Annotated in this window: 18 protein-coding genes and 3 pseudogenes; 8 read left to right on the top strand and 13 right to left on the bottom strand. The window is 59.7% G+C overall.

The window, feature by feature from the left end:
• The 4 genes and pseudogenes from O3306_RS12775 to istB (O3306_RS12760) all read left to right on the top strand — a co-directional run.
• A pseudogene (locus O3306_RS12775) lies at positions 1 to 369 on the top strand (IS21 family transposase); the annotation flags it as partial.
• Positions 302 to 1,030 (top strand): IS21-like element helper ATPase IstB, encoded by a 729-nt coding sequence (gene istB / locus O3306_RS12770; RefSeq protein ID WP_272007889.1) that lies wholly within the window; start codon positions 302 to 304, stop codon positions 1,028 to 1,030. The pseudogene O3306_RS12775 and the gene istB (O3306_RS12770), both read left to right, overlap by 68 nt.
• A gap of 139 nt (positions 1,031 to 1,169) precedes the next feature.
• Positions 1,170 to 2,252 carry an IS21 family transposase gene (istA, locus tag O3306_RS12765; protein ID WP_272007902.1) on the top strand — a complete coding sequence of 361 codons (1,083 nt, stop codon included), beginning with the start codon at positions 1,170 to 1,172 and terminating at the stop codon, positions 2,250 to 2,252.
• 39 nt (positions 2,253 to 2,291) lie between these two features.
• Positions 2,292 to 3,031, top strand: a pseudogene (gene istB, locus O3306_RS12760) (IS21-like element helper ATPase IstB).
• Positions 3,032 to 3,390: 359 nt separating this feature from the next.
• Here the strand turns inward: istB (O3306_RS12760) and O3306_RS12755 are convergent.
• Positions 3,391 to 3,891 carry a hypothetical protein gene (locus O3306_RS12755; protein ID WP_272007887.1) on the bottom strand — a complete coding sequence of 167 codons (501 nt, stop codon included), beginning with the start codon at positions 3,889 to 3,891 and terminating at the stop codon, positions 3,391 to 3,393.
• Complete coding sequence (locus O3306_RS12750) at positions 3,884 to 4,672, bottom strand: helix-turn-helix transcriptional regulator (RefSeq protein WP_272007885.1); 789 nt, start codon at positions 4,670 to 4,672, stop codon at positions 3,884 to 3,886. The genes O3306_RS12755 and O3306_RS12750 overlap by 8 nt, the downstream gene beginning before the upstream one ends.
• A gap of 792 nt (positions 4,673 to 5,464) precedes the next feature.
• Here O3306_RS12750 and O3306_RS12745 point away from each other — a divergent pair.
• From O3306_RS12745 to O3306_RS12730, 4 genes are all read left to right on the top strand, one after another.
• Complete coding sequence (locus tag O3306_RS12745) at positions 5,465 to 8,482, top strand: beta strand repeat-containing protein (RefSeq protein ID WP_272007882.1); 3,018 nt, start codon at positions 5,465 to 5,467, stop codon at positions 8,480 to 8,482.
• 118 nt (positions 8,483 to 8,600) lie between these two features.
• Entirely contained in the window at positions 8,601 to 10,721 is a 2,121-nt protein-coding gene (locus O3306_RS12740; protein WP_272007880.1) for a hypothetical protein, read from the top strand.
• Positions 10,722 to 10,754: 33 nt separating this feature from the next.
• Complete coding sequence (locus O3306_RS12735; RefSeq protein WP_272007878.1) at positions 10,755 to 12,764, top strand: type I secretion system permease/ATPase; 2,010 nt, start codon at positions 10,755 to 10,757, stop codon at positions 12,762 to 12,764.
• A complete protein-coding gene (locus O3306_RS12730) occupies positions 12,757 to 14,100 on the top strand; it encodes an HlyD family type I secretion periplasmic adaptor subunit (protein WP_272007875.1) in 1,344 nt (447 codons plus the stop codon). Before O3306_RS12735 ends, O3306_RS12730 begins: the two co-directional genes overlap by 8 nt.
• Positions 14,101 to 14,123: 23 nt before the next feature.
• Here the strand turns inward: O3306_RS12730 and O3306_RS12725 are convergent, their stop codons facing one another.
• The 11 genes and pseudogenes from O3306_RS12725 to O3306_RS12675 all read right to left on the bottom strand — a co-directional run bounded on the left by O3306_RS12725 (position 14,124) and on the right by O3306_RS12675 (position 25,306).
• Complete coding sequence (locus O3306_RS12725) at positions 14,124 to 15,539, bottom strand: efflux transporter outer membrane subunit (protein ID WP_272007873.1); 1,416 nt, start codon at positions 15,537 to 15,539, stop codon at positions 14,124 to 14,126.
• 296 nt (positions 15,540 to 15,835) lie between these two features.
• Positions 15,836 to 16,010 (bottom strand): annotated as a pseudogene (locus tag O3306_RS12720) (IS110 family transposase); the annotation flags it as partial.
• 43 nt (positions 16,011 to 16,053) lie between these two features.
• Complete coding sequence (locus O3306_RS12715; protein ID WP_272007870.1) at positions 16,054 to 17,046, bottom strand: NAD(P)H-quinone oxidoreductase; 993 nt, start codon at positions 17,044 to 17,046, stop codon at positions 16,054 to 16,056.
• Positions 17,047 to 17,061: 15 nt separating this feature from the next.
• A complete protein-coding gene (locus O3306_RS12710) occupies positions 17,062 to 17,808 on the bottom strand; it encodes an SDR family oxidoreductase (protein ID WP_272007867.1) in 747 nt (248 codons plus the stop codon).
• Positions 17,805 to 18,866 carry a zinc-dependent alcohol dehydrogenase gene (locus O3306_RS12705; RefSeq protein WP_272007864.1) on the bottom strand — a complete coding sequence of 354 codons (1,062 nt, stop codon included), beginning with the start codon at positions 18,864 to 18,866 and terminating at the stop codon, positions 17,805 to 17,807. Before O3306_RS12705 ends, O3306_RS12710 begins: the two co-directional genes overlap by 4 nt.
• Positions 18,867 to 18,930: 64 nt before the next feature.
• Complete coding sequence (locus O3306_RS12700) at positions 18,931 to 20,208, bottom strand: ABC transporter substrate-binding protein (RefSeq protein ID WP_272007861.1); 1,278 nt, start codon at positions 20,206 to 20,208, stop codon at positions 18,931 to 18,933.
• On the bottom strand, positions 20,208 to 20,933 hold the full coding sequence (locus O3306_RS12695) for an ABC transporter ATP-binding protein (RefSeq protein WP_272007859.1): 726 nt from the start codon (positions 20,931 to 20,933) through the stop codon (positions 20,208 to 20,210). The genes O3306_RS12700 and O3306_RS12695 overlap by 1 nt, the downstream gene beginning before the upstream one ends.
• The gene (locus O3306_RS12690; protein WP_272007856.1) at positions 20,926 to 21,672 is read right to left on the bottom strand and encodes an ABC transporter ATP-binding protein; all 747 of its coding nucleotides are present in this window, start codon (positions 21,670 to 21,672) and stop codon (positions 20,926 to 20,928) included. Before O3306_RS12690 ends, O3306_RS12695 begins: the two co-directional genes overlap by 8 nt.
• On the bottom strand, positions 21,672 to 22,700 hold the full coding sequence (locus O3306_RS12685) for a branched-chain amino acid ABC transporter permease (protein ID WP_272007853.1): 1,029 nt from the start codon (positions 22,698 to 22,700) through the stop codon (positions 21,672 to 21,674). The genes O3306_RS12690 and O3306_RS12685 overlap by 1 nt, the downstream gene beginning before the upstream one ends.
• A complete protein-coding gene (locus O3306_RS12680; RefSeq protein WP_272007852.1) occupies positions 22,697 to 23,581 on the bottom strand; it encodes a branched-chain amino acid ABC transporter permease in 885 nt (294 codons plus the stop codon). Before O3306_RS12680 ends, O3306_RS12685 begins: the two co-directional genes overlap by 4 nt.
• Before the next feature lie 12 nt (positions 23,582 to 23,593).
• On the bottom strand, positions 23,594 to 25,306 hold the full coding sequence (locus tag O3306_RS12675) for an acetolactate synthase catalytic subunit (RefSeq protein ID WP_272007850.1): 1,713 nt from the start codon (positions 25,304 to 25,306) through the stop codon (positions 23,594 to 23,596).
• Positions 25,307 to 25,482: the final 176 nt, after the last annotated feature.

Genomic DNA, 25,482 nt, shown 5'->3' with positions numbered 1-25,482 from the left:
GGATGGGACTTGCCGCTCCCGATCCGTCGCGTGTGGCGCAAACTGGAACGTCAGCCGGGCGGCGACCGGCAGATGGTCGATATCCTCGCCGCCGTGCTGACCGATGGGCTGGATGCGGTTGAAGCGGCCTGTGCCGAGGCTCTGTCGCACAACGTCCATTCGGCAGGCGTCGTGCTGAACATCCTGGCCCGTCACCGCGAGCCACCACCGCCCCTGACAATCACCACCCCGGATGCCCTGCGGCTGGCCTGTGAGCCCATTGCCGACTGCAACCGATATGACAGCCTGAGGAGAACACAGAATGGAACGCTCGGACGTGATCAACGCGATGGGGAAGCTGCGGCTCTACGGAATGAAGGCCGCCTATGACGAGGTGCTGACTACCGCCGTTAAGCGCCAGCACGAGCCCCAGCAGATCATCGGCGATCTGCTCACCGCCGAGATCCGAGAGAAGCAAGCCCGGTCAGTCAAATACCAGATGACCATCGCCAAGCTGCCGCTCGCCAAGGAACTGGAAGAGTTCGACTTCGAGGCGGCGCAAGTCAACGAGACGCTGATCCGCGACCTGGCCACGGGCGATTTCCTGGATCACCAACGCAACCTTGTCCTGATCGGAGGCACAGGCACCGGCAAGACCCATCTCGCCGTCAGCATCGCCCGCGCGTGCATCCGGGCCGGGCGCCGAGGCCGGTTCTTCAATGTCGTCGACTTGGTGAACAAGCTGGACGCAGAAGCCCGCGCAGAACGCCAAGGCCGAACCGCCGATCTCATCTCCCGCCTCGACTTCCTGATCCTCGATGAACTGGGTTATCTGCCCTTCGCCCAAACCGGCGGACAGCTCCTGTTCCACCTGATCAGCAAACTCTACGAACGCACATCCATCATCGTCACAACCAACCTGGCCTTCGGCGAATGGCCCAGCGTCTTCGGCGATGCCAAAATGACAACCGCGTTGCTCGACCGGCTTACGCACCACTGCGAGATCGTCGAAACCGGAAACGAAAGCTGGCGCTTCAAGAACCGCGCATAGCGCAATCCCGAAACCCCGCAGGCCCGCCGCCGCTGCGCTATGTGAGGGCTACGCAGCGCCGGGCCTGCTCAGCACAAGGGGGGCAATATTGGACGCCGATAAGGGGTCAAAGTTCAATGCCGATTGACAGCGCGTTGTCCTGGGCGGTGTCGAGCAGAAGGTTAAGGTTGCCCACTTCCGCCTGTGCCACAGTCGCAAGCCCTTTGTCGTCGCCTATCCCGGCGAGAGCCAGGAGATGGTGCTGGATGCTTTTGTGCGGGCGCTGTCCTGCTACGGCGGGGTTCCGCGACGGGTGATCATCGACAATCCCAAAACGATGGTGACCTATGTCTCCCGCTCGAAGGACCGGGTGTTCCATCCGCGGTTCCTGGCGTTGATGAACCACTATGTCATGGAGCCGGTGGCCTGCACCCCCGCGTCGGGTTGGGAGAAGGGGCAGGTCGAGGACCAGGTCCAGTTTTTACGAGGCCGATTGTTTGTTCCCATGCCAGCCTTCGATGATCTGGACGGGCTGAACGACTGGTTGCGCCTGCGCTGCGAGGAATTGGCAAGTCGCGCTCACCCTGAACAATCGGCTCGCACGATTGCGGAGGTTTTTGAAGATGAGCGGGCCGAGCTGCGCCCCCTGGGGCGGGCTTTTGACGGCTACGTGGAGAAGACGGTGCGTGTCCGCTCCACCTGCCTGGTTCAATATGCCAGCAATCGCTACAGCGTGCCTTCCCGTTTTGCCGGCCAGCATGTCTCCCTGCGCGCCTATGCGGGCCGGATCGTGCTGGTGTCAGGCCAGGATGTCATTGCCGAGCACAAGCGCCGCTTCACCCGCAACGTCAGCTACTTTGAACCGTGGCATTACGTTCCTCTGCTGGACCGCAAACCCGGCGCCTTGCGCAACGGGGCACCCTTCGTGGACTGGCAACTGCCCGATGCCATGCATCGGATCAGAGAACATTACATGGCCGGCAAAGGAGGGGATCGGGAGTTTGTCGACCTGCTCCTGCTGGCTCAGGATCACGGGACCGAGGTCGTCGAGATTGCGTGTGATCTGGCGGTGGAGCAAAATACCCTGCGCCTGCCGGCCATCGTCAATCTGATCAACCAGCTGGTCGAGCCGGTCATCACCCCCTTGGGCGAACCATACACCTATCCGCAGCTGACCCTGCGCCCGGAAGCCGATTGCAAGCGCTATGAGGCATTGTACTCCGCCGAGGAGGCCGCCGCATGAACGCCCTCATCCATTGCCCGGCAGGCGCATTGCACTGCGATGCTGCCGAGAGGGGACCAACTGACCGCCCTGAGACTGCATGGAATGGCAGCTTGCGCACATGATTTGCTGTCCGCGCGCAAGCCGCCAAGTCTGACCGCGCTGCGCTGGCGATAAAACACCTGATCGACGCGGAGACTGTAGAGCGCCGGGTGCGCTCCATCCAGTATCAAATGCGGATCGCGAAGTTCCCGCATCACAAGGACTTCGCTACCTTCGATTACGGCGCAGCAGCCGTCACCAAAACCCAGATCGAGCCCTTCTGCTCGGGCCAGTTCACCGAAGAGGCACATAACCTCATCCTGGTGGGCGGAACCGGGACAGGCAAAACCCATATCGCCATCGCGCTTGGAACCGCCCTGATCAACAATGGCAAGAAGGCCCGCTTCTTCAACGCGGTCGATCTGATCAATGCCCTGATCAAGGAACAGGCCGACGGCAACGCCGGGAAGATCATCCGGCAATTGTCATCCCTGGATTGCGTCATCATCGACGAGTTGGGCTATATCCCGTTCCCGAAATCCGGCGGCGCATTGCTGTTCCACCTGATCAGCAAGCTCTACGAGAAAACCAGCGTCATCATCACCACCAACCTGGAGTTCGGGGAATGGGTCGCTGTCTTCGGCGATGCCAAGATGACAACCGCGCTTTTGGATCGCGTCACGCACCACTGCGCCATAATCGAGACTGGCAACAGGTCATACCGCTTCGCGCAGAGCAAACGCCGCACAGAAAAATAACCGCGACGCAGACAAAGCCCCCAGACGGACTCGCTATATGAGGGCGGCCCGCCTAGGGGCTTTGCCATCCGATAGGCGGGTCAAAATCAAACGCTCAAACCGGGTCAGTTTTGAACGCTCATTGACATGCCAGTCAGAACCGGCATCTCCTAGGCCAGTCGCTTTTCCAGCCCTGCGTTCTCATCCAGACGTGCCCCCATCTAGTCCCTCATTCATGACGAGAGTCTGCGGGTTTGATTTTGGTAGTCGTCGGTGCCGCGCTTGCTTTGGCGTTCTGTTCCTCAGCGAAAAGGCCGGCCTGATTTTGACAATCAAATAGCTGACGTCAAACATGCGACATCCCCGGACAGAGTGACGTCTCAGGTGGGATAACCGTACTCTCGGATCGCATCCCAGAACCGGTGGTTCAAACGGCCCAAGTCAGTGATCGCAGTTTCCAATTCAGCCAGTGCACCTGCGTCTATCGCTGTGGCCTGTCCCATTTTGATTTCCTGTTTTCGGTCCGCAATCCGCATCAGGATGGTGCGTGCCATCCCGCTCTGCGGATCGAATGCGTAGATCGAGTGATTGTAGTGGTTACGCAACCGGGACAATTTGAGGATGTCCTGGGTCAGTTTCAGAATACAGTCCCTCTCGTCCTCCGAGACCCGTTCCATCTTTGCAAGCCGCTCCACCAGATCCACTCGCGCCCGCATTGTGTTGAGCGTCAGGAAGATGATGACGGCAGTTTCCTTGTCGGTGCGCGACAGTCCCGCAATCAGGTGGATCAACAGGCTTTCGGTGTTGGTCCATGAATAGTTGAGCTTGCCAATCAGCAGCAAAAGCGCGTCGAACTGGGTTGGATTTGCGTCTTCAGCCATTCAGGACCTGTGGGCCCGCGTCGTCAGAAAGGAACCGCTCGTGATACCAGGCCGAAGCCGCCGTCCTGTTGTTGACTCCAAGCTTGTGGATGACGTGATGGATATGCAGCTTGACCGTATGTACAGAGAGGCCAAGATCGCCCGCAATGATCTTGTTCTGTTTGCCCAGAGCAACCATCGACAATATCTGGGCCTCACGTTCCGTCAGCGGTTTCAATGCCGACGGGCGATCTTCTGAAACTTCGGATTTCAAACCACAAGTCTGGTCCGGAATTTCTGGCGGCGCCACGTCTTCTTCGGGAATGTCGATGGCTTCGAATACCTCCGGCGGCAGGTAGCTTTCACCTCTGAGCAGGAGGCCGGAAATTGCCAACCACGTATCAAGGTTCCGCTCCATGGGCAGGAAGCAGACAGGCTTCAGTTCCGGAGCAGCCCGCCTCGCCTTCAATACCCGCAATGCGATCCGTGGGTCACTATAGGCCAGGACCATACGGACCCTACCGCATATCCGTCCAAGACTGTCGGCACCGTCGATGAATTGCCTGAAGAAGGATTGCTCGAAAACGACCATGGCCGGATCGCCTCGCGTTTGTATCAGCAGGTGCAAATCCGCCTGAGTTGACACCCGCAGCGCCCGGATGGACGGGAAGGCATCACTGAATATGCGTATCGTCAAATCGGAAAAGCTGAACGCCCCTCCTACGAACACGACGGCGGATTCACTTTGTTCTGTTTTTTCCGGTCCGGTCTCACAAGAGACTGGTTCAATACTCTTGATCATGACTAACCCTTTTTTCCAAGAGATTTTACCAACAAGCGAAGCTGCGGCACTCGACAATAAACTGTCTGGCAGAAAATTTCTTTCGCACAGATATGGTACCCGCAATATTGGCGTGTACATAGTAATAAAATGGGTATCACGTGAGACGATGTGACTAGCTACGGCGCCAAAAGCGCTAAAAGTATTATTAATCAAAATAATGGGAAGCTAATCGTTTGAGCATAGCAATACACGCTCTGATTGCGCTCCAAGACAAAATACTCGCATTACGGCATAATGCGGGACAAGTTCAGGCAATCATTATGACCGATTCGGTCATTTTCATGTCCTGAGCATGGCGAAAACTTATGCCCGAGACGCCGAAAAAGTTTCATTAACCCCTTGAGTTTCTGGGGCGGAGCGCCTTCTACGCCCTATTACCGGCTATTCCAATTCCGCCTTGCCTGCCACGCTCCCAGCATTGGCCCGCGTTTTTACGGGCTGATCGGTGACCTTCTGTTCGGTCACCGCGTGTAACTAATATTTCTTGCAGATCAGCTGGTTTCTGAATTTTCAAACCAGACGGTGGGGTCGGCTATTTTCTGATAAAACTCCGCACGCGATCTGCAACCGGGAGGGAGGTGTAGATACGCACAGAGCTTGAGCTGATGCGTGGTCTGTTTCGGCCGAGTTTTCGCCGACACACCCACATCACTGAAAACAATCCAAACCAGTCCAAACACGCGCCCTGCGCAGTGCCCGCTTTGTAGATGAGCAGCGGGATGTGGTCGGCGCCACAACGGGGATAAAATAATGTCACAACGAAACAACAGCGGGATCATCAATAACGGGATGGTCACCCTCGGTGATAACGCGGCCTTCACCATCGGCGATGACGACGATGCTGTAGCAACAGCCGATGCAATCGCTGACGCGGCTTCGTCGTCTGACAATGCAAATGAAAACGGTAATGACAACGCCAATGCCAGCGACAATACGAATGGCAATGACAACGCCAATGCCAGCGACAATACGAATGGTAATGACAACGCCAATGCCAGTGATAACACGAATGGCAATGACAACGCGAATGGCAACGACAACGCAAATGCCAGCGACAATACGAATGGCAACGACAACGCGAATGCCAGCGATAACACGAATGGCAATGATAACGCGAATGGCAACGATAACTCGAACGTAAGCGAGAACGACAACGACAACGACAATGAGAACTCCAACACTTCGGACACGACCGTAGATGTCAGCAGCGATACCGACGTGGACGTCGACATTGATGTCGAGCTTGATCTCGATGGCTTCGATCCAACGGATGACGACTTCGCTGATTTCGATCTGGATGGGTCCACGACCGGCGATATCTTCACCGCCGATGGCAACATCAACCATGATCCGGGCAATGACATCGACCTGGGTGAAGTGCTGAACGGTTCGCTGACAGGCGCAGGTAATGATGCCGGGTTTGTCAATGTACAGACCAATCACCTCAACGATGCCGACACTCTGGAAGAAGCGCATGTCAGCAACGACGGCACGTTTGACCAGTCCGGCAACGCGTCGGGCGGACACGCACGTGCAGAGGAAGGCATCAGTACCAGTTCCGACGGTGCAAAAGGTGGCAGCGATGCCTATGCCGATGGCGGCGCGTCGCTTGGCGGGATCGCAGCTGGAGGATTCTCCGGCGCAACCGGCGGTACGAGCGGCGATTCAGGTGATACCGATGCCACTGGCGGCGACGCTGGCGACAGCGGCGACACGGATGCGACCGGTCATGATGCAGAAGGCGGCGACGTAGACGCAGCTGCGGACGGTAACGGTGGTGCAGGCGGCGAAAATGACGACGCCCAGACCAGCGGTGGCAACAGCGATGTTTCTGCCGATACCGATGCCGATGGCGAAGGTGGCGCAGGTGGTGCCGCAGATGGCGACAACATCTCTGCAGGCCTGGGCCTTGCCGGTGCAAGCTCCGACGATGACGGTGGTGACTCCGGCGATGCCGAGAGCGACGCCGAGCAAGACAGCGACTCTGATGCCGATGCCGACAGCGATGCTGATGGCGGAGATTCAGGTGACGCGCTTGCTCTTGGGCTGGGTATTGGTGCCGGTTCGACCGACAGCGACAGCGAAGGTGACGGCGGAGACTCCGGCGACATAGACAGTGACGCAGCAGGTCTGGGCGTAGCCCTGTCAGGCAGCGACGCCAACGGTGACGGCGGCGATACAGGCGAAGTCGATCAGGACGCCGATGCTGAGTCTGACGGCGACGCTGAATCCGAGAGCGAGACCGACGGTGGCGACGGCGGCAACGCCTTCGGACTGGGCCTTGGCGCCGGGATTGGTGCCGCAGGCACGGATTCAGACGCTGACGGCGGCGATGCTGGCGACGCCGGTGACGCTGGTGACGCTGGTGATGCCGGTGACGCCGGTGATACCGGTGACGCTGGTGATACCGGAAACGCTGGTGACAGCGGAAACGCTGGTGATACCGGAAATGCTGGTGATACCGGCAACGCTGGTGATACCGGCAACGCTGGTAACGGCGGCGACGGCGGCGATGGTGGTGCCGGCAGCAACGCAGGCGCTGCAGCAGCCGGTCTGGGTCTGTTGGGCGGCATTGGTGTCGCTGGTGCAGCCGCTGGCGACACTGGTGACGGCGGCAACGGCAATGCCGGTGGTGACAGCGGTGCGGCTGGCGACAGCGGTGCCGGTGGCAACAGCGGTGCTGGTGGCAACAGCGGTGCGGCTGGTGACAGCGGTGCCGGTGGCAACAGTGGTGCCGGTGGCGACAGCGGTAACGGTGGTGCCGGTGGCGACAGTGGGAATGGCGGGGCCGGCGACGGCGACGCGATGACCGATGACGACGCCACGGGAACCGGAGCCGGTACTGGCCGCAGCGATAACACTGCGGGCAACGGTGGCAACGGTACGTCCACTGCCGGAATGGCCGACAACGACATCGGCAGCGATGCTGCCAACACTGGTACATCCGGTGATGCCGGTAACGGCGATGCGATGTCCGCAAGCGACGCGATGGCAGACGGTGCCGGGTCTACCGACTCGGACTCGGGTGCTGGCGGCGCAGGCGACGCTATGTCCGATGACGATGCCAATGGCACCGGCAACGGCGACGCGATGGCCGACAGCGGTGCTGGCGGAATGGGCGACGCTGCGGCTGATGCTGCTGCGGATGCCGATGGCAGCGCCGACTCAGCTGCCGACAGCGGAGCGGGTGGCAATACCAACTCCGATACCGACGCCACTGGTGAAGGTATGGCAGACGGCTACACCGACAATGACGGTGGCTACGGCGGTCTGTCCGATATCGCGGCCGAGGCACTTGCCGAGTCGATGAACGGCAACAGCACTGATGTCGTTACCGGCGACGGTGGTGCTGCTGGCAACAGCGCCGATGCGTCCAACTCGAACGATGCGAGTGGCGACGTGATGGGAACCAGTGGTGACAGCGGTGCCGGTGGCATTGCGAACGCCGCAGGCGGCGGAACCGGCGACGCGGCGGGTGGCATGTCCACCGGTGGTGCCGCGATGGGTGGTGCCGCAGCAGGCGGTGCCGGTGGCAGCGCAACGACCGGAGACGGTGGTATGGGCGGCAATGCCGGTACCTGGGGTTCCAGCAACGGGGACGATGGTTTCGTCACCGGTGAATCCTACGCCTCGGCGGCGGCTCAGGTTGATGTAGCGGCATTCAACCAGTCCATCGTGATGGGTGCCAATGTGCTGGGCAACACCGTTGACATGAACGTCGTCGGCGGCTCGTTCAGCTCCAGCTACGTTGGTGACGACGACTCCTAAGTCACAAAAAAACAAAGCCAGGGCCGGCACAAGCCGGCCCTGGCCCCCCGGAACTACCGTTACGATTTCTTCAAGGCCGATTCTGAAACTTTAACCAGTGGAAACGGACCGATGCCAAATGGCAATTGATGCAACAACTGAAACGATCGCCCACTTCATCGGGCATTTCCATATTTCCGTCGAAGAAATCCGCCTGCGCGATCAATATCTCGAATTTCAGGCCAACCGAAAAGCGCAAGACGCGCTGGATGTCCTCAACGCCGATCCTTTCCGTGTCAATTCCGCTTACCGACTTGAGGATTACGATCCCAAGCTCGATTATCGCGCCACTTCCAGTCAGGCCACGTCGGCGGTCGCCGCTCCACCGGCCAACGCGCCATCTTTGCCCTCGAAGGTATTCAATACTCCGACAGACAGTTTCCAATCCCAGGAGAATATCGGCAGCGGGCTAAGCGGAGGTTCGGCAAATGTCTCGCTCACCCTGCCCCTCCCAAGTTCGGTCGCTTCCATCACCGTCCAGCTCAATGATCTGAATGACGACGACGTCGTCGGAACCGGTGTCGAACAAACCCCGGCGATGGCCCGGTCGGTCGATACGGCACTCACGTCACTTGAGGATACGGCCGAAAGTCTGGCAGGGTTTGTCGTACCCGACACGCCTGCGGACGAAGACGGATGGCAGGATTTCGTGGCAGAGGCGATGTCCGCGATCCGTGCCGCAGAAGAAGGCGGAGAAACTCACCCCGCTACGGCCAGTGTCCACACGACCACCGGAGCCGCGGCCAGCGGTATCTTCATCGACGGTAACAGCGCCGTCGAGGTGCCAGAGCTCGAAGATCTCCTGCCAGCCTTCCTGCGTCCCGAGGAAGCCGTTAACGAAACCGACGAGACCCAATCCGGAACTTCCGGTCAGGCGACAGCCGGACAGTCCGTAGATGAAGAAATCGACGCCGGACCCGATGATGCAGGGCCTGATACAAACGCGACAGCACCCCAACACGACTTCGCCGAGGATTTCGGTGACAGTGTGACCGACCTTTGGGCTGTCGATCCCGGCCATGAGGTCGTGGCGGGCGCAAATACTCAACTCAACGAAATGCAGCTCAAAAGCAGCTGGCTGGATGCCGATGTGATCGCCGTCCAAAACGATGCCGTGCATCTGGACGCGATCAGCCAGGTGAATGTGATGGCAACACATGATGTCGTCTCGGGGCAGGTCGCTTCGGCAACTTCCAATGCGCTCAACGTGGCCGAGATCGTAACCTCATCCTCCGTCAAGGCGAAGCCGGACGTATCCCCCCTGAATGGCCTGCCTGCCAACTCCGTCACAGTTCGGCTCGAGACGAGCGTGACGCAAGTGAACTGGACGCAACAGTACAACTTCGGCACCGACAACGATACCGCAGAGATCACCATCTCCGGGTCGAACACATACTTCGGACTGGGCGAGAACACCGAGTACAACGAAGCGTTCCTGACCGAGACCGGATTCAACTACGATCTGATCATGGTGGGCGGAAATTTCATCGACGTCACCATGCTTACCCAGACCAACGTGCTTCTCGACGCCAACTGGATCGACGGCACCACGGACGTCAATCTTGGCGACAACCTGCAATATAACCTTGCCCGGATCGCGACCACCGGCGTCGATACCAAAGCCGAGATGACCGCGAACTTCAGTGACGCCCTCGATCAGTTCGCTCAAGGGGCCGAGGACGTGACGACGGCCGTGACGCATGACGCGCTCTTCGCCGGAACGGACCTGCTACGGGTGCTCTACATCGAAGATGATTTCGTGACAGTGACTATCGCCGAACAGACCAACGTCTTGGGCGATGTCGATCAGGTGAACATCGTGCAGATGGCGGTAGCCAATGCCGCAACAACGGCAGCCGCCGCATCAGGTGGCGCAGTGTCGGTCGTCGCCGGTTCGAACGCGCAGGTCAACATCGCGACAGTTCATGACTTCGGCATCGACTCGGTGGTGATGGCGGGCGGTGAAAATTACAGTGACGCACTGATCCATCAGGCCGGGTTCCTCGACCCGGACGGGATGCCCAATGGCGTCCAGATGGCGAGCGGCATCAGCGACCTTGTCAACGAGGCGGTCGCGTTCCTGTCCGACGACATGATGGGCACGCATATCACCGAGGCCACCCACGCAGCGATCACCTCAACCCAGATTGACACCGATACGGCAGGGCAATCCGATGTCATGCAGACAGTTCTGGCATAGACCCATGCGGCCCATTTCGATCGGAAATTTCACATGAAAGATTACGTAGCCCCCAAGCCATCCACGCAATCCGCTCCGGACAAGAGCGCCGCCAATCTTTTCAAGTCGCGTCGCGACGGGCTGGGACCATTGCAGCTGGAACACAAGCACCGCGTCTACGCGGATGCGCGCGGAAAGTCTCTGGAAGAGATCGGCAAAGGCCCAGTGATCGAGGGTGATACCGGCCCTATCAAATCATCCGACCGAGAAACGGGCGGCGGTGGCGGCGGCGCAAATTTTCACAAGCGCCTCGGCCCCGAAGACTTTGGCAAGAGCCTGCGGCAGGGCGTGGCGGCGGTGCGGCGCAATATGGTCATCGTCCTGCTGCTGACCTGCGCCACCAATATCCTGATCCTCGCAATCCCGATTTACCTTTTCCAGATATCGGACAGGGTGCTTACCAGCCGATCAGTCGACACACTGATCATGTTGACCATCGTGATCGTCGGGGCCGTGGTGATGCAGGCGGTTTTCGACGCCATAAGGCGATTTATCCTGATGCGAACTGCGGTAGAAGTGGCCGTGCGACTGGGCGCACCGACTCTGAGCGCTGCGGCACATGCGTCGCTCCACGGGACAGGGCGCGAATACCAGACGCTGGGCGACCTGCAGCAACTGCGCGGGTTCCTCACAAGCGGCACGCTGATCTCGTTTCTCGATGTTCCGTTCGCCCCGCTGTTCTTTTTCGCAATCTTTCTGGTGCATCCTCATCTGGGCATGATTGTCACCATTGCTTCGCTGCTCTTGCTCGTGATCGCCATCTGCAACCAGAAAATAACGGCCAAGCCTTTCGCCAGTGCCAACCGAGCCCAGTCCAAGGCGAACATGCATCTGGACTCGATGGCGCGTAACAGCCAGATCATCAACGCTCTTGCGATGATCCCTGAGGCGGTGATGATCTGGGGCCGCGACACGGCGACCTCGCTCACCGAGCAGGTCAGAGCGCAGGATCGCAACATCATGTCAGCGGCACTGTCACGCATGGTGCGCCTGCTCACCCAGATCGGCATGTTGGGATGGGGCGCGTGGCTGGCGCTTGCCGGGGAAATCACGGGTGGGATGGTCATCGCCGCCTCCATCATTGCGGGTCGTGCGCTCGCACCCGTGGAAGGTTCCATTGAGGGCTGGAATGGCTTCTTGCTGTCGCGAGCGGCCTATGATCGCGTCGCGGCACTGCTGCGCGGGTCCAAGGTCCAGTTCGAGCGTCTGCACCTGCCCCGTCCCGAAGGGCGGCTTGATGTCGAAAGGCTGCTATATGTGCCCGGCGGCACCAAGCAGGTTGTGCTCAATGGCATCAGCTTTTCACTTAACCCCGGTGAAACATTAGGTGTGATCGGCAATTCCGGGGCGGGCAAGACGACGTTGGGGCGGATGCTGGTAGGGTCGATCCTGCCGACATCCGGCAACGTGCGACTGGACCTGATGGATCTGCGCAACTGGGACCCGCGCCAGTTCGGCGAGAATATTGGCTACGTCCCGCAGGACGTGCAGCTTTTCCCCGGCACCATCAAGCAGAACATCGGCCGGATGCGGCCCGATGCCACGGATGAACAAATCCACACCGCAGCCACCCTTGCCGACGTCCACCAGATGATCGCCTCGCTGCCGCAGGGCTACGAGACGATGGTCGCCGCGGACGGATCGCCGCTGTCAGGCGGTCAGAAACAGCGCATCGCGCTGGCGCGTGCCTTTTTCGGCAATCCGCGTTTTGTCGTGCTGGATGAACCCAACTCGAACCTCGATACCAACGGCGACAAGGCCCTCGCCCGGGCAATCCAGCACGCCAAGGAAAACAAGATCACCGTTGTGGTGATCACCCAGAAGCCGTCGCTGCTGAGCGTCGTCGACAAAATCATGCTGCTCGCCGATGGCTCCATCAGCATGTTCGGGGAACGCATCGAAGTGCTGACGCGGCTGACAGGCAAGAAACCGCAGCCGAACAAGATGCCCCCGCAACAACAGGCTGGCAACCAGATATCAAAGGGGGCCACCAACAATGGCTGAAGACATCAACATCTCGGCCACAGAATCGATTTGGTACACTGACGTGCCCCGCTCGGTCATGAAATTCGGCATATTGGGCCTTGTACTGATGATCGTAACTTTCGGCGGGTTCGGGGCCTGGGCATTTCGTGCGCCCTTGGCAGCTGCGGTCATTGCACAGGGCAGTTTTGTTGCGACCGGGCGCAACAAGATCGTGCAACACCTCGAAGGTGGCATCATCAATGAAATTACCGTGCGCGAGGGGGATTTCGTCAGAAAGGGGCAGCTGTTGCTCCGTCTGGACAAAACGGCATCCTCCGCCAACGAGCGCGAGCTTGAACTGCGTCAGGTCAGGCTGGAGGCGACGGAGCAGCGCATCCTGGCCGAATACCGCCGCGATTCCGCGCTGGTATTCTCCGACGCTCTGAATGCGCGGCGCGATGATTATGAGATCGCGTCGATCCTAGACGGACAGGCTCTTGCCTTCAGGGTGTCGCAATCGTCCCTGCAAAACAACCTGACGCTGCTGGAACGCAATATCGAGGCGCTTGGGATCAGGCGGGTCGGCTATGCCACACAGCTCAAAGCCTATGAGATGCAGCGCGAATTGCTGACGGAGGATCTCGAGTCGAAAGAAGAGCTGTTCAAGGCGGGACTGGTGCGGAAATCGGAAGTGACGGCCCTGAAACGCGCCAAGATTGAAGCTGTGGGCCAGGTTGGACGGCTGCAGGCCGAGGTCGACGAGATCGAACAGATCAAACGGAAATACCAAATCCAGGTCGAGAAGGTTCTCGGCGATCACAGCCAAGCCACGCTCGATGAATTGCAGACTGTGCAATCCGAACTTGAATCGATCCGCGAAAAAGCCCGCAAGGCCCATAACGTGAGTCAGCGCTCCGATGTGGTCGCCCCTGTCTCCGGCACTGTCGTGCGGCTCTACTATCACACTGCGGGCGGCGTGGTGGAAAGCGGCAAGGCCATCGCCGAAATACTGCCCGCTGACCAGCCCTTGATTGTCGAGGTGCAGATCGCGCGGATGGACATCGACAACGTCAAGCGCGGCCAATCCGCGACGGTCAGGTTGACCGCGCTGAACCAACGCACGACGCCAATTCTGGACGGCAAGGTCATCTACGTCTCTGCCGATGCAGTGACGGATCAGAACAACGGGACCACCCGCGATGTCTATGTGACGCGGGTTTCCCTGTCACCCGAGCAATTGAGACGTGTCGGGGACTTCACCCCGACGCCCGGCATGCCCGCTCAGATCATGATACAGACCAAAACCCGCACCTTTGCCGAGTATCTGGCCAAACCCGTGGTGGACAGCATGTCGCGCGCGTTCCGAGAGCAATAGAACGAGCTGCGCCGCTGCCCGTTCTATTGGACCGTGGGGGCCGGCGTGACGCCGTCTTTCTTGACGATCTTGGCGGGTGCCTTGGAGCCGTCATGGGCGTACCACCCCCGACCGGTCGCGACCTGCAGCCGTGCCCAGCTCAAGGCATAGTCCCGCGCACCAGCCGCCACGGCGAGCTGGTTGCTGGCGTCATCCCGCTCGGAATCCAGCACATCAGTCAGAATGATCGCGCCACCCGCATAGCTTTGTTGGGACAGGGCAAGAACGCGCGAAGACTCCCGTGCTGCCACATCCAGAGATCCCATCTGGACGCGCCACCGCTTGGTCAGGCTCAGGCCGGACTGCACATCCTCGACGGCCACCAGCACCGCGTTGCGCCATGCCATCTGCGCCTGACGCGCCTGCGAAATGGCCAGGTTGCGACTTGCCTTCAATATTCCGCGGTTGAGCAGCGGCAGCGCCAGAGCGGTGCCAAAGCGCCAAGTGTCCAGCGTCCCTTCCGTGATCGAACCGTCCAGCGTCAGTGCAGGATAAAGCTGTGCCTCGGCGACCCCTATAGCAGCAGTCGCGGCTGCAAAATTGCGCTCGGCGTACCGCACGTCGGGCCTGTTCCGCAAAAGATCGGCGGGAACCCCTGCATTGCCGATCCACTGTGGTCGCGGTTGGCTTGCCCCGCTTTGCATCTTTACAAGGATCGGACCGGCTGGCTCTGCCAGCAGCGTGGCGATGTGATAAACGTTGCTCTCGAAACTCGCGACAAGATACGGCAGCGTTGCCTGTGCCGAACTCAGCAGCGATCTTGCCTGCGCCAGTTCCAGCGCCGTCGCCTCTCCCGCCTCCCGCCGGCGGTTGACAAGTGAGACTGTCCGACGACGGCTTTCTATGGTGTTCCGTGTGATCGACGCAGCGGCCTGAAAATAGCGCGCACGAATGTAGCTGTCGACGATATCGGCCAGGTAGGCCAGACGCACCGTGCCCACGTCGTATTGTGCGGCCTCATAGTTGGCCAGCGCCTGTTCGCGGCCGCGTCGCACACCACCGAACAAGTCGAACACATAGGCCGCATTGACGCTCAATCCACTATCGTTTCGTGATCCGTTGATACCGTTATCGAAGCGACTGCCCTGCGCCGCAGCATTCCCGGAGACCTGCGCATTTTGCCCGGTCCGCCCCAACAACGCCTGGGACGCCCTGATCCGTTCATAACCGGCCAGAAGATCCAGATTTTGGCTCAGGCCCCGCCCGACGAGATGGTTGAGCATGGGATCATTCAATCCCCTCCACCACTGCTCCTGCGCGGCTCTCGCCAACGCGGTCGACTCGCCGCCAACAAAATGCTGCTGAAGTGGCAAGGAGGGGGATTGATAGTCCGGCCCCACAGCCGAGCATCCGCCCAGTGCGAAAGCGCAGCCTAAAACAGTGCCCCTAAATCCATGCATGCAGTAAATTCCATTGAATTTTGATACGCTGCACATTGTAATTTACATGTTGAAAGGTGCATAAATGTGGCCGCAGAAGGCTCAGAAAGGAACATTTTGCGATCGTGTCGTAAATGCGACACGTGTTTCCGTGGCATTACAGCTTCTCAAGGCCTCGGCTGAGAATGGGTTTGTCGGGCGCAAAGGCCGCGACCGCCAGCGCTGTCATAGGTCCAACTCCCGGCATTGTCTGAAGACGACGTGCCGGATCGGCCGCAATTGCAAATTCCTTTACGGCCTTAATCTTCGCGTCGATCCTGCTGGTCTTCCGTCTTCGGGATGACGAACCGCATCTCGGGCTGGCGCGCGCGATCACAATCGCTTCGGCATCGGACGCATCGTTTTCTGTCGCTTCACGAAAGGCCGGACGTAGTGCGGCGTAATTAGTTTGGCTTGATGTCTCAGCTTCGCCATCTCGCGCGTCCAGTGGCTGGCATGGTCACGTGCATCGACACGCGACCATGCAAAGGTTCAATCACTCGCAGATCAGGACGATCTTGCCGACGACATCGTTGCTTTCAAGGCGGCGGTGCGCCTCTGCAGCGTCTGCCATCGGGAAAGTCTGCGCGATCTGGGGCTTGATCTTGCCCTGCTCGAACAGCGGCCAGACACGTTGATGCAATTCCTTCGCAATCGCGCCCTTGTCCTTAACCGGGCGGCCTCGAAGGGTCGATCCGGTGATGGTTGCGCGCTTGCGCATCATCAAGGATATATCAAGCCGCACCTCTCTCCCTGCCAATGACGCGATGGAGACCATACGCCCGTTCTGCGCCAACGCGCGCAGGTTTTCTGGAAAGAAATCCCCGCCGCGCATGTCAAGAATGACATCAGCGCCGCGTGCTTCGGTTACTTCCAGAACGCGATCCGCGAAGTTTTCCGTCGTATAATCAATTGCTGTTTCGGCGCCGATGGCACGGCAGGCATCCGCCTTTTCGGCGCTGCGCACCGTTGTGATGACGCGCGCGCCCAACGCATGTGCCAGCTGAATTGCCGTCGTGCCGATACCGGACGCGCCACCATGCACCAAAAGCGTCTCGCCTTCTTTTAGCGCGCCCAACTGGAACACGTTGGTCCAGACCGTAAAATATGTCTCGGCGATGGCGGCCGCGGTCACGTCGTCGAACCCCTTGGGGGTTGGCAGCACCTGAGGCACGGGAACCGCGACGTATTGCGCATATCCGCCGCCCGAGACCAACGCGCAAACCCGGTCGCCCACCGCAAATTCGGTGACACCCTTACCAAGCGCGGCCACCTCGCCCGCGACCTCCAGTCCTGGTATGTCGCTTGCGCCGGGAGGGGGCGGGTAATTGCCCAAACGCTGAATGACGTCCGGCCGGTTGACCCCCGCTGCGGTCACACGGATCAGCACCTCGCCCTCGGCAGCATCAGGACGCGGACCAGTCGCCAGCTTCAGCACGTCAGGTGCACCGAACCCATCTATTTTCACGTAGTTCATCGTATTTGTCATTGTGCTAGCTTCTCCTCAGGTCATGAAATGGCCGCCGTTAACGTCCATCACCGTCCCGGTGACGAAACCCGCCTCTTCGGAGGCGAAATAGGCAACGGCGTGGGCGACGTCGGCGGTCGTGCCGATACGGCCAACCGGAATTGTCTGAACGTAGGCGGCGTTTACGGCGTCCGAAACGCCGCTAGCCATCGGCGTGTCTATACGGCCCGGCGCGATGCAGTTCACGGTGATCCCATCCAGCCCCACCTCGCCCGCCAAAGTGCGCGAGAACCCGACCAAGCCTGCCTTGGACGCAGCATAATGTGATCCGGCAACGGTCGATCGTGTTCGCGCCGCTTGCGACGCCATATTGACGATCCGGCCCCATTTGCGCGCACGCATATCGGGCAATGCTGCCTTGCAGATCAGAAAGGCGGCGGTCAAATTGATGTCCAACACGGCCTGCCATTCAGCCAAGTCTGTGTCCTGTGCCGGCGCACGCTTGCCGTCATGCTTCGGAGATATGCCGGCATTGTTTACGATGATGTCAATCGGGCCATGCGTAGCGATCAAGCTCTGCACAAAAGGCTCGATCTGCGGCAACTGGGCCAGATCGAACGGCACCGCAACAGCTCCCAGGCCGATGTCCTGTGCGGTTTGCGTCACCTCTTCCAATACATCGGTCAGAATAACCCGATGGCCATCCCCAGCAAGACGTCGGGCTATGTCTGCCCCGATCCCTCTGGCTGCTCCCGTGACAAGTGCGGTGCGTGTTTGGTTCATTGTTCTGTCTCTGTGATTGGTTGAATTCCGGACGGGAAAATCATTACTTTCGACGCCGTCCGCTTGTGGGCGAGGTCGAACCCGTCGTCGATCTGTTCCAGCGGCAGACGATGTGTGATCATCGGGCGCAAGGCGGTCCCCTTGCGCTCCAGCATGTCGATCACGGCCTCCCAGTCCGCCGCCTGTGACCCGTGCGAGGCGCGGATCTGCGCCTTGCGGCGGACGAAATCGACCGGGTCGAACACGACCGGTTCGGCATGGATACCCGTCATGACCAAAACCCCTTCGGGGCGCAGCAGGGCCAGCCCATCGGTCACGCTGACGGCGCGGCCCGTTGCCTCGAACACGATGTCGGTGCCAGCGCAATCTTGCAGCAGCGTCGCATGTGCACCCTGCCCGGCCAGATCAATTGTCGTGTCAAATCCCAACCCCCGGCAAACCGCCAGCCGCGGTTCATCATCATAACCTGCAATCGTAACATGCGCCGCGCCGGCCTCGCGTGCGGACAATGCAATGGCCTGACCTATGGTACCGGGACCTAGCACGACCACTCGATCACCCGGCTTGACGCCTCCCACCATCACAGCGCGGTGGCCCACGCAAAGAGGTTCGGCCAAGGCGGCAATCTCAAAATCAAGCGTATCCGGCACGCGCAGCGCCCCTTGGGCGCGTACCAGAACCTGTGGCGCAAACGCGCCGTTAGAATAAAGGCCCAGCGTACGCTTATCACGACAGTTCTGCCGCCAGCCTGACATGCAGGCGGGGCAAATTCCGCAGGGGCTGGACGGCCAGACCGTCACCCGGTCACCCGGTTTTACATTGCTGACATCCGTCCCGACCGCCGCCACCGTGCCGGCAAATTCGTGGCCCAAGGTCAGCGGCAGATGCGGCACCATGAAATCATATCCGGCGCTCCAGTCCCGCACATGCAGGTCCGAACCGCAGATCCCCACCGCCTGCACATCGACCAGAACCTGCCCCTTCCCGGGTTCAGGTAAATCCGCAACTTCGGTCAATGAAAGGCCCGGCTGAGGGGCCAATTTTCTGTAGCTCAGCATCGTCGTGGTCCTGCTAGGTCTTGAACGATTGGGGGGCGCGGTGCCGCGCCCCCGTTCAGCGCGATCAGATGTCGCCGCGCGCGCCCCATGTGGGCATCGGCAGTGCCTTGATATCCGCAATCGCGAACTGCTCGGGGGCAACCGTCGCGATTTTTTTGGACTGCCACTGATCGTAGGTCGGGAAGGCGCGGGTGTTGTTCTGGGTTTCCGGGTCGAACTTTGTTCCCCAACCCACGATGCTGGACCCAATCGGCTTATCCAACGCCAACGCGGCCTGCCGGATGGCTTCGGCAGTCATGCCGCCCGCTTCGGGCAGAATGTCGTTCAGAACCGTCCACATCGCGTTGAACCCCATGCCGGTATGTGCTGAGGCCTGCCGCCCCTCGAACCGTACAGCATGCTGTTCATGGAACCGAGTAAAGGTCTGCGCGGCATCGTCTGTCAGGCCAGCCTTGTCGATATAAACCGACGTCCCGGCGTTCAGCACACCATTCACATCGTCACCCAACGCATCGGCAAATTCGCCGACGTTATGCGCGCCGCCATTGCCGACGATCGCCTTGACCTCTAGCCCTGCCTCGCGGGCCTGACGCCAGAACAGAATGCCGTCTGGCGTGTATTGGCACACGATCAGGATGTCGGGCTCTAGCTGCTTGTAGCGTTGCACCATCGGCGACAGATCGGTCGTTTTATAGCTATATGAGGTATCATCGACGATGTTCACGCCGTTGGCCGTCAGAACGTTGCGGGCCCCTTCGCCAACAGCAGTCCCGTAGAAGCTGTCTTCGTAGAGCAGCGCCACTTTCACGTCGCCCGCAGCCATCCCGATTTTCGGCAACACCTTTTCAAGGGTAAATGTTGCCGCACCGCCGCCCAGTTCGGACGCTGGATAGATAAAGCGGAAGAGGTGCTTGAACCCGCGGCTGGTGATATCATCCGCCACCGCGCCCTGCTCAAAATAGACAACCTTGTTGCGTTCGGCCACCTGGCTGGCCGCGAACGAGATCGACGAGGCATATGAGCCCAAGATCACGCCGACGTTTTCGCTGGTGATCAGACGGGTGGCTTGCGATGTCGCCTCGGTCGAGGACGGCACATCAACCGAGATCATCTCGGCCGGTTTCCCGAACACGCCGCCATCCTCGTTCACCATATCAATGGCCAACTGAAAGCCGCGATGTACATCATTGCCCAGCGACGCCAATGGCCCCGAAAGCGGCAGCAGCACACCCAGCCGTGCGGCATCTCCCGACGCATGTGCCGCGCGCAACCAAGGTGAGGCCAGCGTGGCGGCACCTGCAGCAAGGACTGTTTGCCCGAACTTTCTACGATTCATAGTCATTAGTTTTCCTCCTCTGATGGACCAAGACCCAGATAGACGCGGCGCACCTCCTTGTTGTCCTTCAGCTCCTTACCGGTGCCGGACAATACGACCTTGCCTTGCTGGACCACATAGGCACGGTCCGCTACGGACAATGCCTGACTTACGTTCTGTTCAACCAGGACCAGCGTGACGCCGGTATCCCGAATGGCGCGGATCGCGTCATAGACCCGTGACACCATCACCGGCGCCAATCCCAGGGACACCTCATCCAGCATCAGGATCTGCGGTGTTGCCACCAGCCCGCGCGCGATGGCGACCATCTGTTGCTGTCCGCCCGACAGCGTTCCACCCAACTGATCCGAGCGTTCCTGAAGGATCGGGAACAGCTCGTAAACCTCGCGCAGCCGTTGCTCGATGTGGGGGCGGGCACGTTTTGAATAGGCGGCGATTTCCAAGTTGCGACGCACGGACATGCGCGGAAACAGGCGCCGTCCTTCGGGGACCATGACGATCCCCTTTTCGACCAACGCATGAGTATGCATGCCGGCCACATCCTCGCCCAGAAGCCGCACGTTGCCCTGTGTCGGGGCGATGATCCCCGACAGCGCGCGCAGCAGCGTTGTCTTACCGGCCCCGTTCGAGCCGACGATCGCAACCGCCTCGCCCTTTTCGACCTTCAGGTCGATGCCGAAAAGGACTTCGGCATCCCCGTAACCGGCATGCAGATTCTCGACCTCAAGCATGATCGCCTCCTGCCTGGTTTTCACCGTCTTCGGCTGGTGCGCCCAGATACGCGGTAATCACCTCGCGGTTTTCCATCACCTCGGTGGGCAGCCCGTCTGCAATCTTGGCACCATGATCCAACACCGCGATCCGATCGCAGATCTGCATCACTGCCGACAGGTTGTGTTCGACAAACAGGACCGTCAGGCCGCCGTCGCGCAATGATGAAACCAGGTCCAGCATTAGCTGCACCTCGGTATGGTTCAATCCGGCCATGACCTCGTCCAGCAGGATCATGCCTGGATCGGTCGCCAGCGTGCGCGCAACCTCCAGGCGCTTGCGCTCGGCAGTGGTGAGAGAAGTTGTCGGCAGATCGAAACGATGGCCAAGGCCAACTGCCTCTGCGACCTCTTCGGCACGCCGCCGCGCCACACGGCGCGATCGGCTGCGCAGAAACGCACCCACCATGATGCTGTCACCCACCGTCATCGATCCGAAAACCTGCGGGATCTGGAACGTGCGCGCCAGCCCCAGCATACATGTTTCATCCGCCCGCTTGCCGTCGATGCGCTGGCCACGGAAATGGATGCTGCCTTGGGTTGCGGGAAAGGTGCCCGCGATCACGTTATAGAGCGTCGTCTTGCCTGCGCCATTCGGGCCGATCAAGCCGATGATCTCGCCCTCATTCACGGTCAACGATACCGCGTCCACGGCAACCAACCCGCCAAAGCGTTTTGTTACATTGTCGATCTGCAACATTATTTACGACCCCGCTTGTCAGTCGTCCGATTTCCGGATGTCTGGCCACGCTGCAGACGGCGCAGCAATGACTTGACGCCGCCGATCAACCCATCCGGCAGGATGATGACGATCACCATCAGCAACACACCATAGATAACCAGGTGCATCCCCGCCGCCGCACCACCGAACAATTCAAGCAGCACATCGCGCAAAGGCAGGGCAATGACGGCCCCGAGAATGGGCCCGGCCACGGTACCGATCCCGCCAATCAAGGACATCAGCGGCAAATCAATCGAATAGTTGATGCTGAACACGGATGTCGGTTCGATATAGAGGACGTATTGAGCCAGGATGGTGCCGCCCGCCGATGTGAAAAAGGCAGAAATCAGCAGCGCGATCATCTTGTATCGCCGCATGGGCACACCTGCGGCAACAGCGGCCTCCTCGCTGTCGCGGATAGCCCGTAGATAGGTGCCGATATAGCTTCGCGACAAACCGTAAGCGACCAGCGTGACGATCAACAGGAAACCCCCGGTCAAGAACGCATAGGAGGAACGTTCCTCGAAGATCATGCGGCTAAAGCCAGGCTCCCAGTTGATCGATAGGCCATAGGGCATATCCACGAACTTGCGTGAATAGATCAGCAGGATGCGGATCGCTTCGCCGAACGCAAGCGTTGCCATTGCAAAGAAGACACCGCGCATACGGAACGCCGGGTAGGCGATGATTACAGCAAAGAACATGCTGACGATGCCACCCGCAATCAGCCCCAGCCAAGGCGAAACGCCCAGATAGTTGTAAAGCAGCGTCGAGGTATATGCACCGGTACCAAAGAACGCCGTATGTCCTAGCGAAAACTGACCAGCCATGCCGCCCAAAATGTTCCACGCAGACGCCATGCCAGCATAGAGAAACACCAGAACCAGCACGTTCAGATAGTAGTTGTTCGAGATGAACAGTGGCAGCCCCAGCGTCATCGCCAGCAGCAAGACGGTCCAGATCGCATCGGTGCGCCGTATATCGAAATAGTCTGATAGCCAGTTCATTTGAGCGTCTCCTTTTCCGCACCCTTCACACCCAACAGGCCGTGGGGCCGGATGGATAGAAGCAGGATGAGCAGGATGAAGTGGGTCGCTTCCTTCAGGTCCGGGCTGAAGTAACCGACGTAGGACTCAATCAGCCCCAGCGCGATACCGCCCACTACCGTGCCGGTCACACTGCCCAGCCCGCCCAGAACTACGACGACAAAGGCGATCAGAACAAAGAATGTACCGACCGATGGAAAGGCGTAGAAGGACGGCACCAGCACCGCACCGGCAACACCTGTGATGCTGATCCCCAGACCAAAAGTGATCAAAAAGATCTTCTGCGTATCGATGCCCATCAGCCGGGCGGCCATCAGATCCTGCGAAACCGCCTCGATCGCGCGTCCGGTGAATGTGCGCTTCAGGAACAGGATAAGGCCGGCAAAAATCGCCATGGCAAAGAAGAAAGCGATCACACGGTCGGTGGACAGGTGAAAACCAAGAAATTGCAACGATGACATGCCATCCGGCATGGTCTGGATGGTCCGGTAATCAGCCGAGAACAGCACCAGCGCAAGGTTCTGAAGCGCGATCGACAGGCCAAGCGTCGTGAATACTTGGGTCAGTTCGGTCGAGTAGATCGTGAACCGCATGATGCCCCAATAAAAGGCCATACCCAGCACAAAGAACACGACTGCGATCAACGGCGATCCCCAATAGGGGTTGATGCCGGTCAGCACCATCAGCCAGAACCCGGCGTACATCCCCAACATCAGAAACTCGCCATGCGCGAAATTGACGATCTTGGCGACGCCGAAGATCATGTTCAGACCCAGCGCTGCCAGCGCATAGACCCCGCCCAGAAGGATTCCGGACATCAATAGCTGTAAAACAAGCTGCATGTCGCGCCCCTCTCAAAGGTGACCTTCGAACATCGTGATCGGCGGGTGCGCGTCGGCATCCGTGACCACATCCAGAACGACGACGCCTTTGGCGGTCATTGCATGGTCCAAAGCGGCCTTTAGCTGATCTATGGTTTCAATGCGGATCCCCTCGCACCCAACGGCGCGCGCAACGCCCGCGTGATCGACAGATCCCAGACCGATGGCCCCGGTGTGACCTCCGAACTTGATCAGCTCGGCATGTTTTTGAAAGCCAAGGATGCCGTTGCTCAACACGATAACAACCAGATCCAGCCCCATGCGGTGCGCTGTCTCCAGCTCTTGCCAGCTATGGGCGAAGCCCCCGTCACCGACCAGCGTGAACACCTTCTTTTCGGGCGCTGCAACCTTGGCCCCGATGGCCAGCGGTAGCCCCCACCCAAGGCCCGCCAAACCGCGCGGTGTCAGAAACCGCTGACCGGCGCGGCGCGCGGTGAGAAACCCAAGAACCCACAGTGACGAATAACTGGCATCGGCCGCGACGATGGTTTCGGCGTCAATGCGCGATCCAAGTTCGGCCATGATCCGCTCGGGGCGGATTGGCGTTTTGTCCGACGTCATTTGCGGCGCGGCTTCGCGTTGGCCTTGTTCGCGCATTTCGACGATACGTTTTTCCAAGGCGGGGCGCGCCGTGTGACGCGCGCCGAGATCCTCGGCCAGCAGCGCATCCTTTAGCGCTCGCAGCGCAAGGCGCGCGTCGCCCACCAGACGGTGCGCCTCGTAGTTGCGGCCAACTTCGGTGCCGTCAATGTCGATATGAATGAACGTGGCGCCTTGCGGGTATAGCTTCCAACTGTCCGTACCGTTCTGGTTGGTGCGCGTACCGATCAACAGGACCACGTCGGCCTCGTCCAGCAAGGGTTTCATCGGGCGCGTGGGCGCGCCGGTGGCCAGCGCATTGGCCAGCACGCCAAGCGACAAGGGATGCGTTTCGTCGACTGTACCCTTGCCCATGTTTGTGGTCCCAACCGGAAGGCTGGCGGACTCTTGCAGGTCGGTCAGCGCCTCGACGGCATCGGACAAATGAACACCACCGCCCGCGATGACCAAGGGCGACCGGGCGCCAGCAATCAGGCGCGCCGCCTCGCGGATACGGTCAGGGTCAGGCCCGACGCGATCCAAGGGAAAGTGGCCCATTTCAGACACGCGGGCCTTGGCCACACTGTGCACTTCGTTCAGCAAATCCGCCGGGCAAAGCAATGCAACGGGGCCAGGCCGCCCTGTCGTTGCCGCCGTCACGGCCATATCAACGTAATCCTCAACGCGGCTTGCCGTATCAATCCGGCGCACCCATTTGGTGCACGAGGCGAACAGGCTCATGTGGTCGAATTCCTGAAACGCATTACGGTCCGTGCTGGCGCGGTCGACCTCTTGCACGACGGCAAGGATCGGCACGGATGCCTTCAGGGCCTCGGCCATGGGCGGCACCAACAGCGTCGCCGCCGGACCATTCTGCGCCGTCACAACGCCGATCTTATTCGAGATCCGCGCATAGCCATCCGCCATGGTCCCACCGGCGTTTTCCGTCCGGTAATTGACCTGAAGCATGTTGAAATCTGGCGCGACCAGATGCAGCGCGCTTGGCAGGCTTTGCCCGAACAGCACGTCAATGCCATGCCGCTTGAGTGATGCGGCCAGCGTGACCGCTACGGTCGCCTGCCCCGATTGATTCGAATCTGCGCTCATCGTCGCTCCTCCCTCGTCCTGTTCCTCCCGAGAACAACGAGGGGTCTAGCAAATGATATTTGATATATCAATAGGAAATATGATATATCAAACTTGATCAAACAGCGCGCCTAATATAGAGTGCCCCTGCCCGCCATCTGCGATCTTGACGGCGGCCAACTGGAATCTCGTCACGA

The sequence above is a fragment of the Roseovarius sp. ZX-A-9 genome (genome assembly GCF_028369135.1).
GTDB lineage: Bacteria > Pseudomonadota > Alphaproteobacteria > Rhodobacterales > Rhodobacteraceae > Roseovarius.
This window is presented reverse-complemented; position numbering and strand designations above follow the sequence as displayed.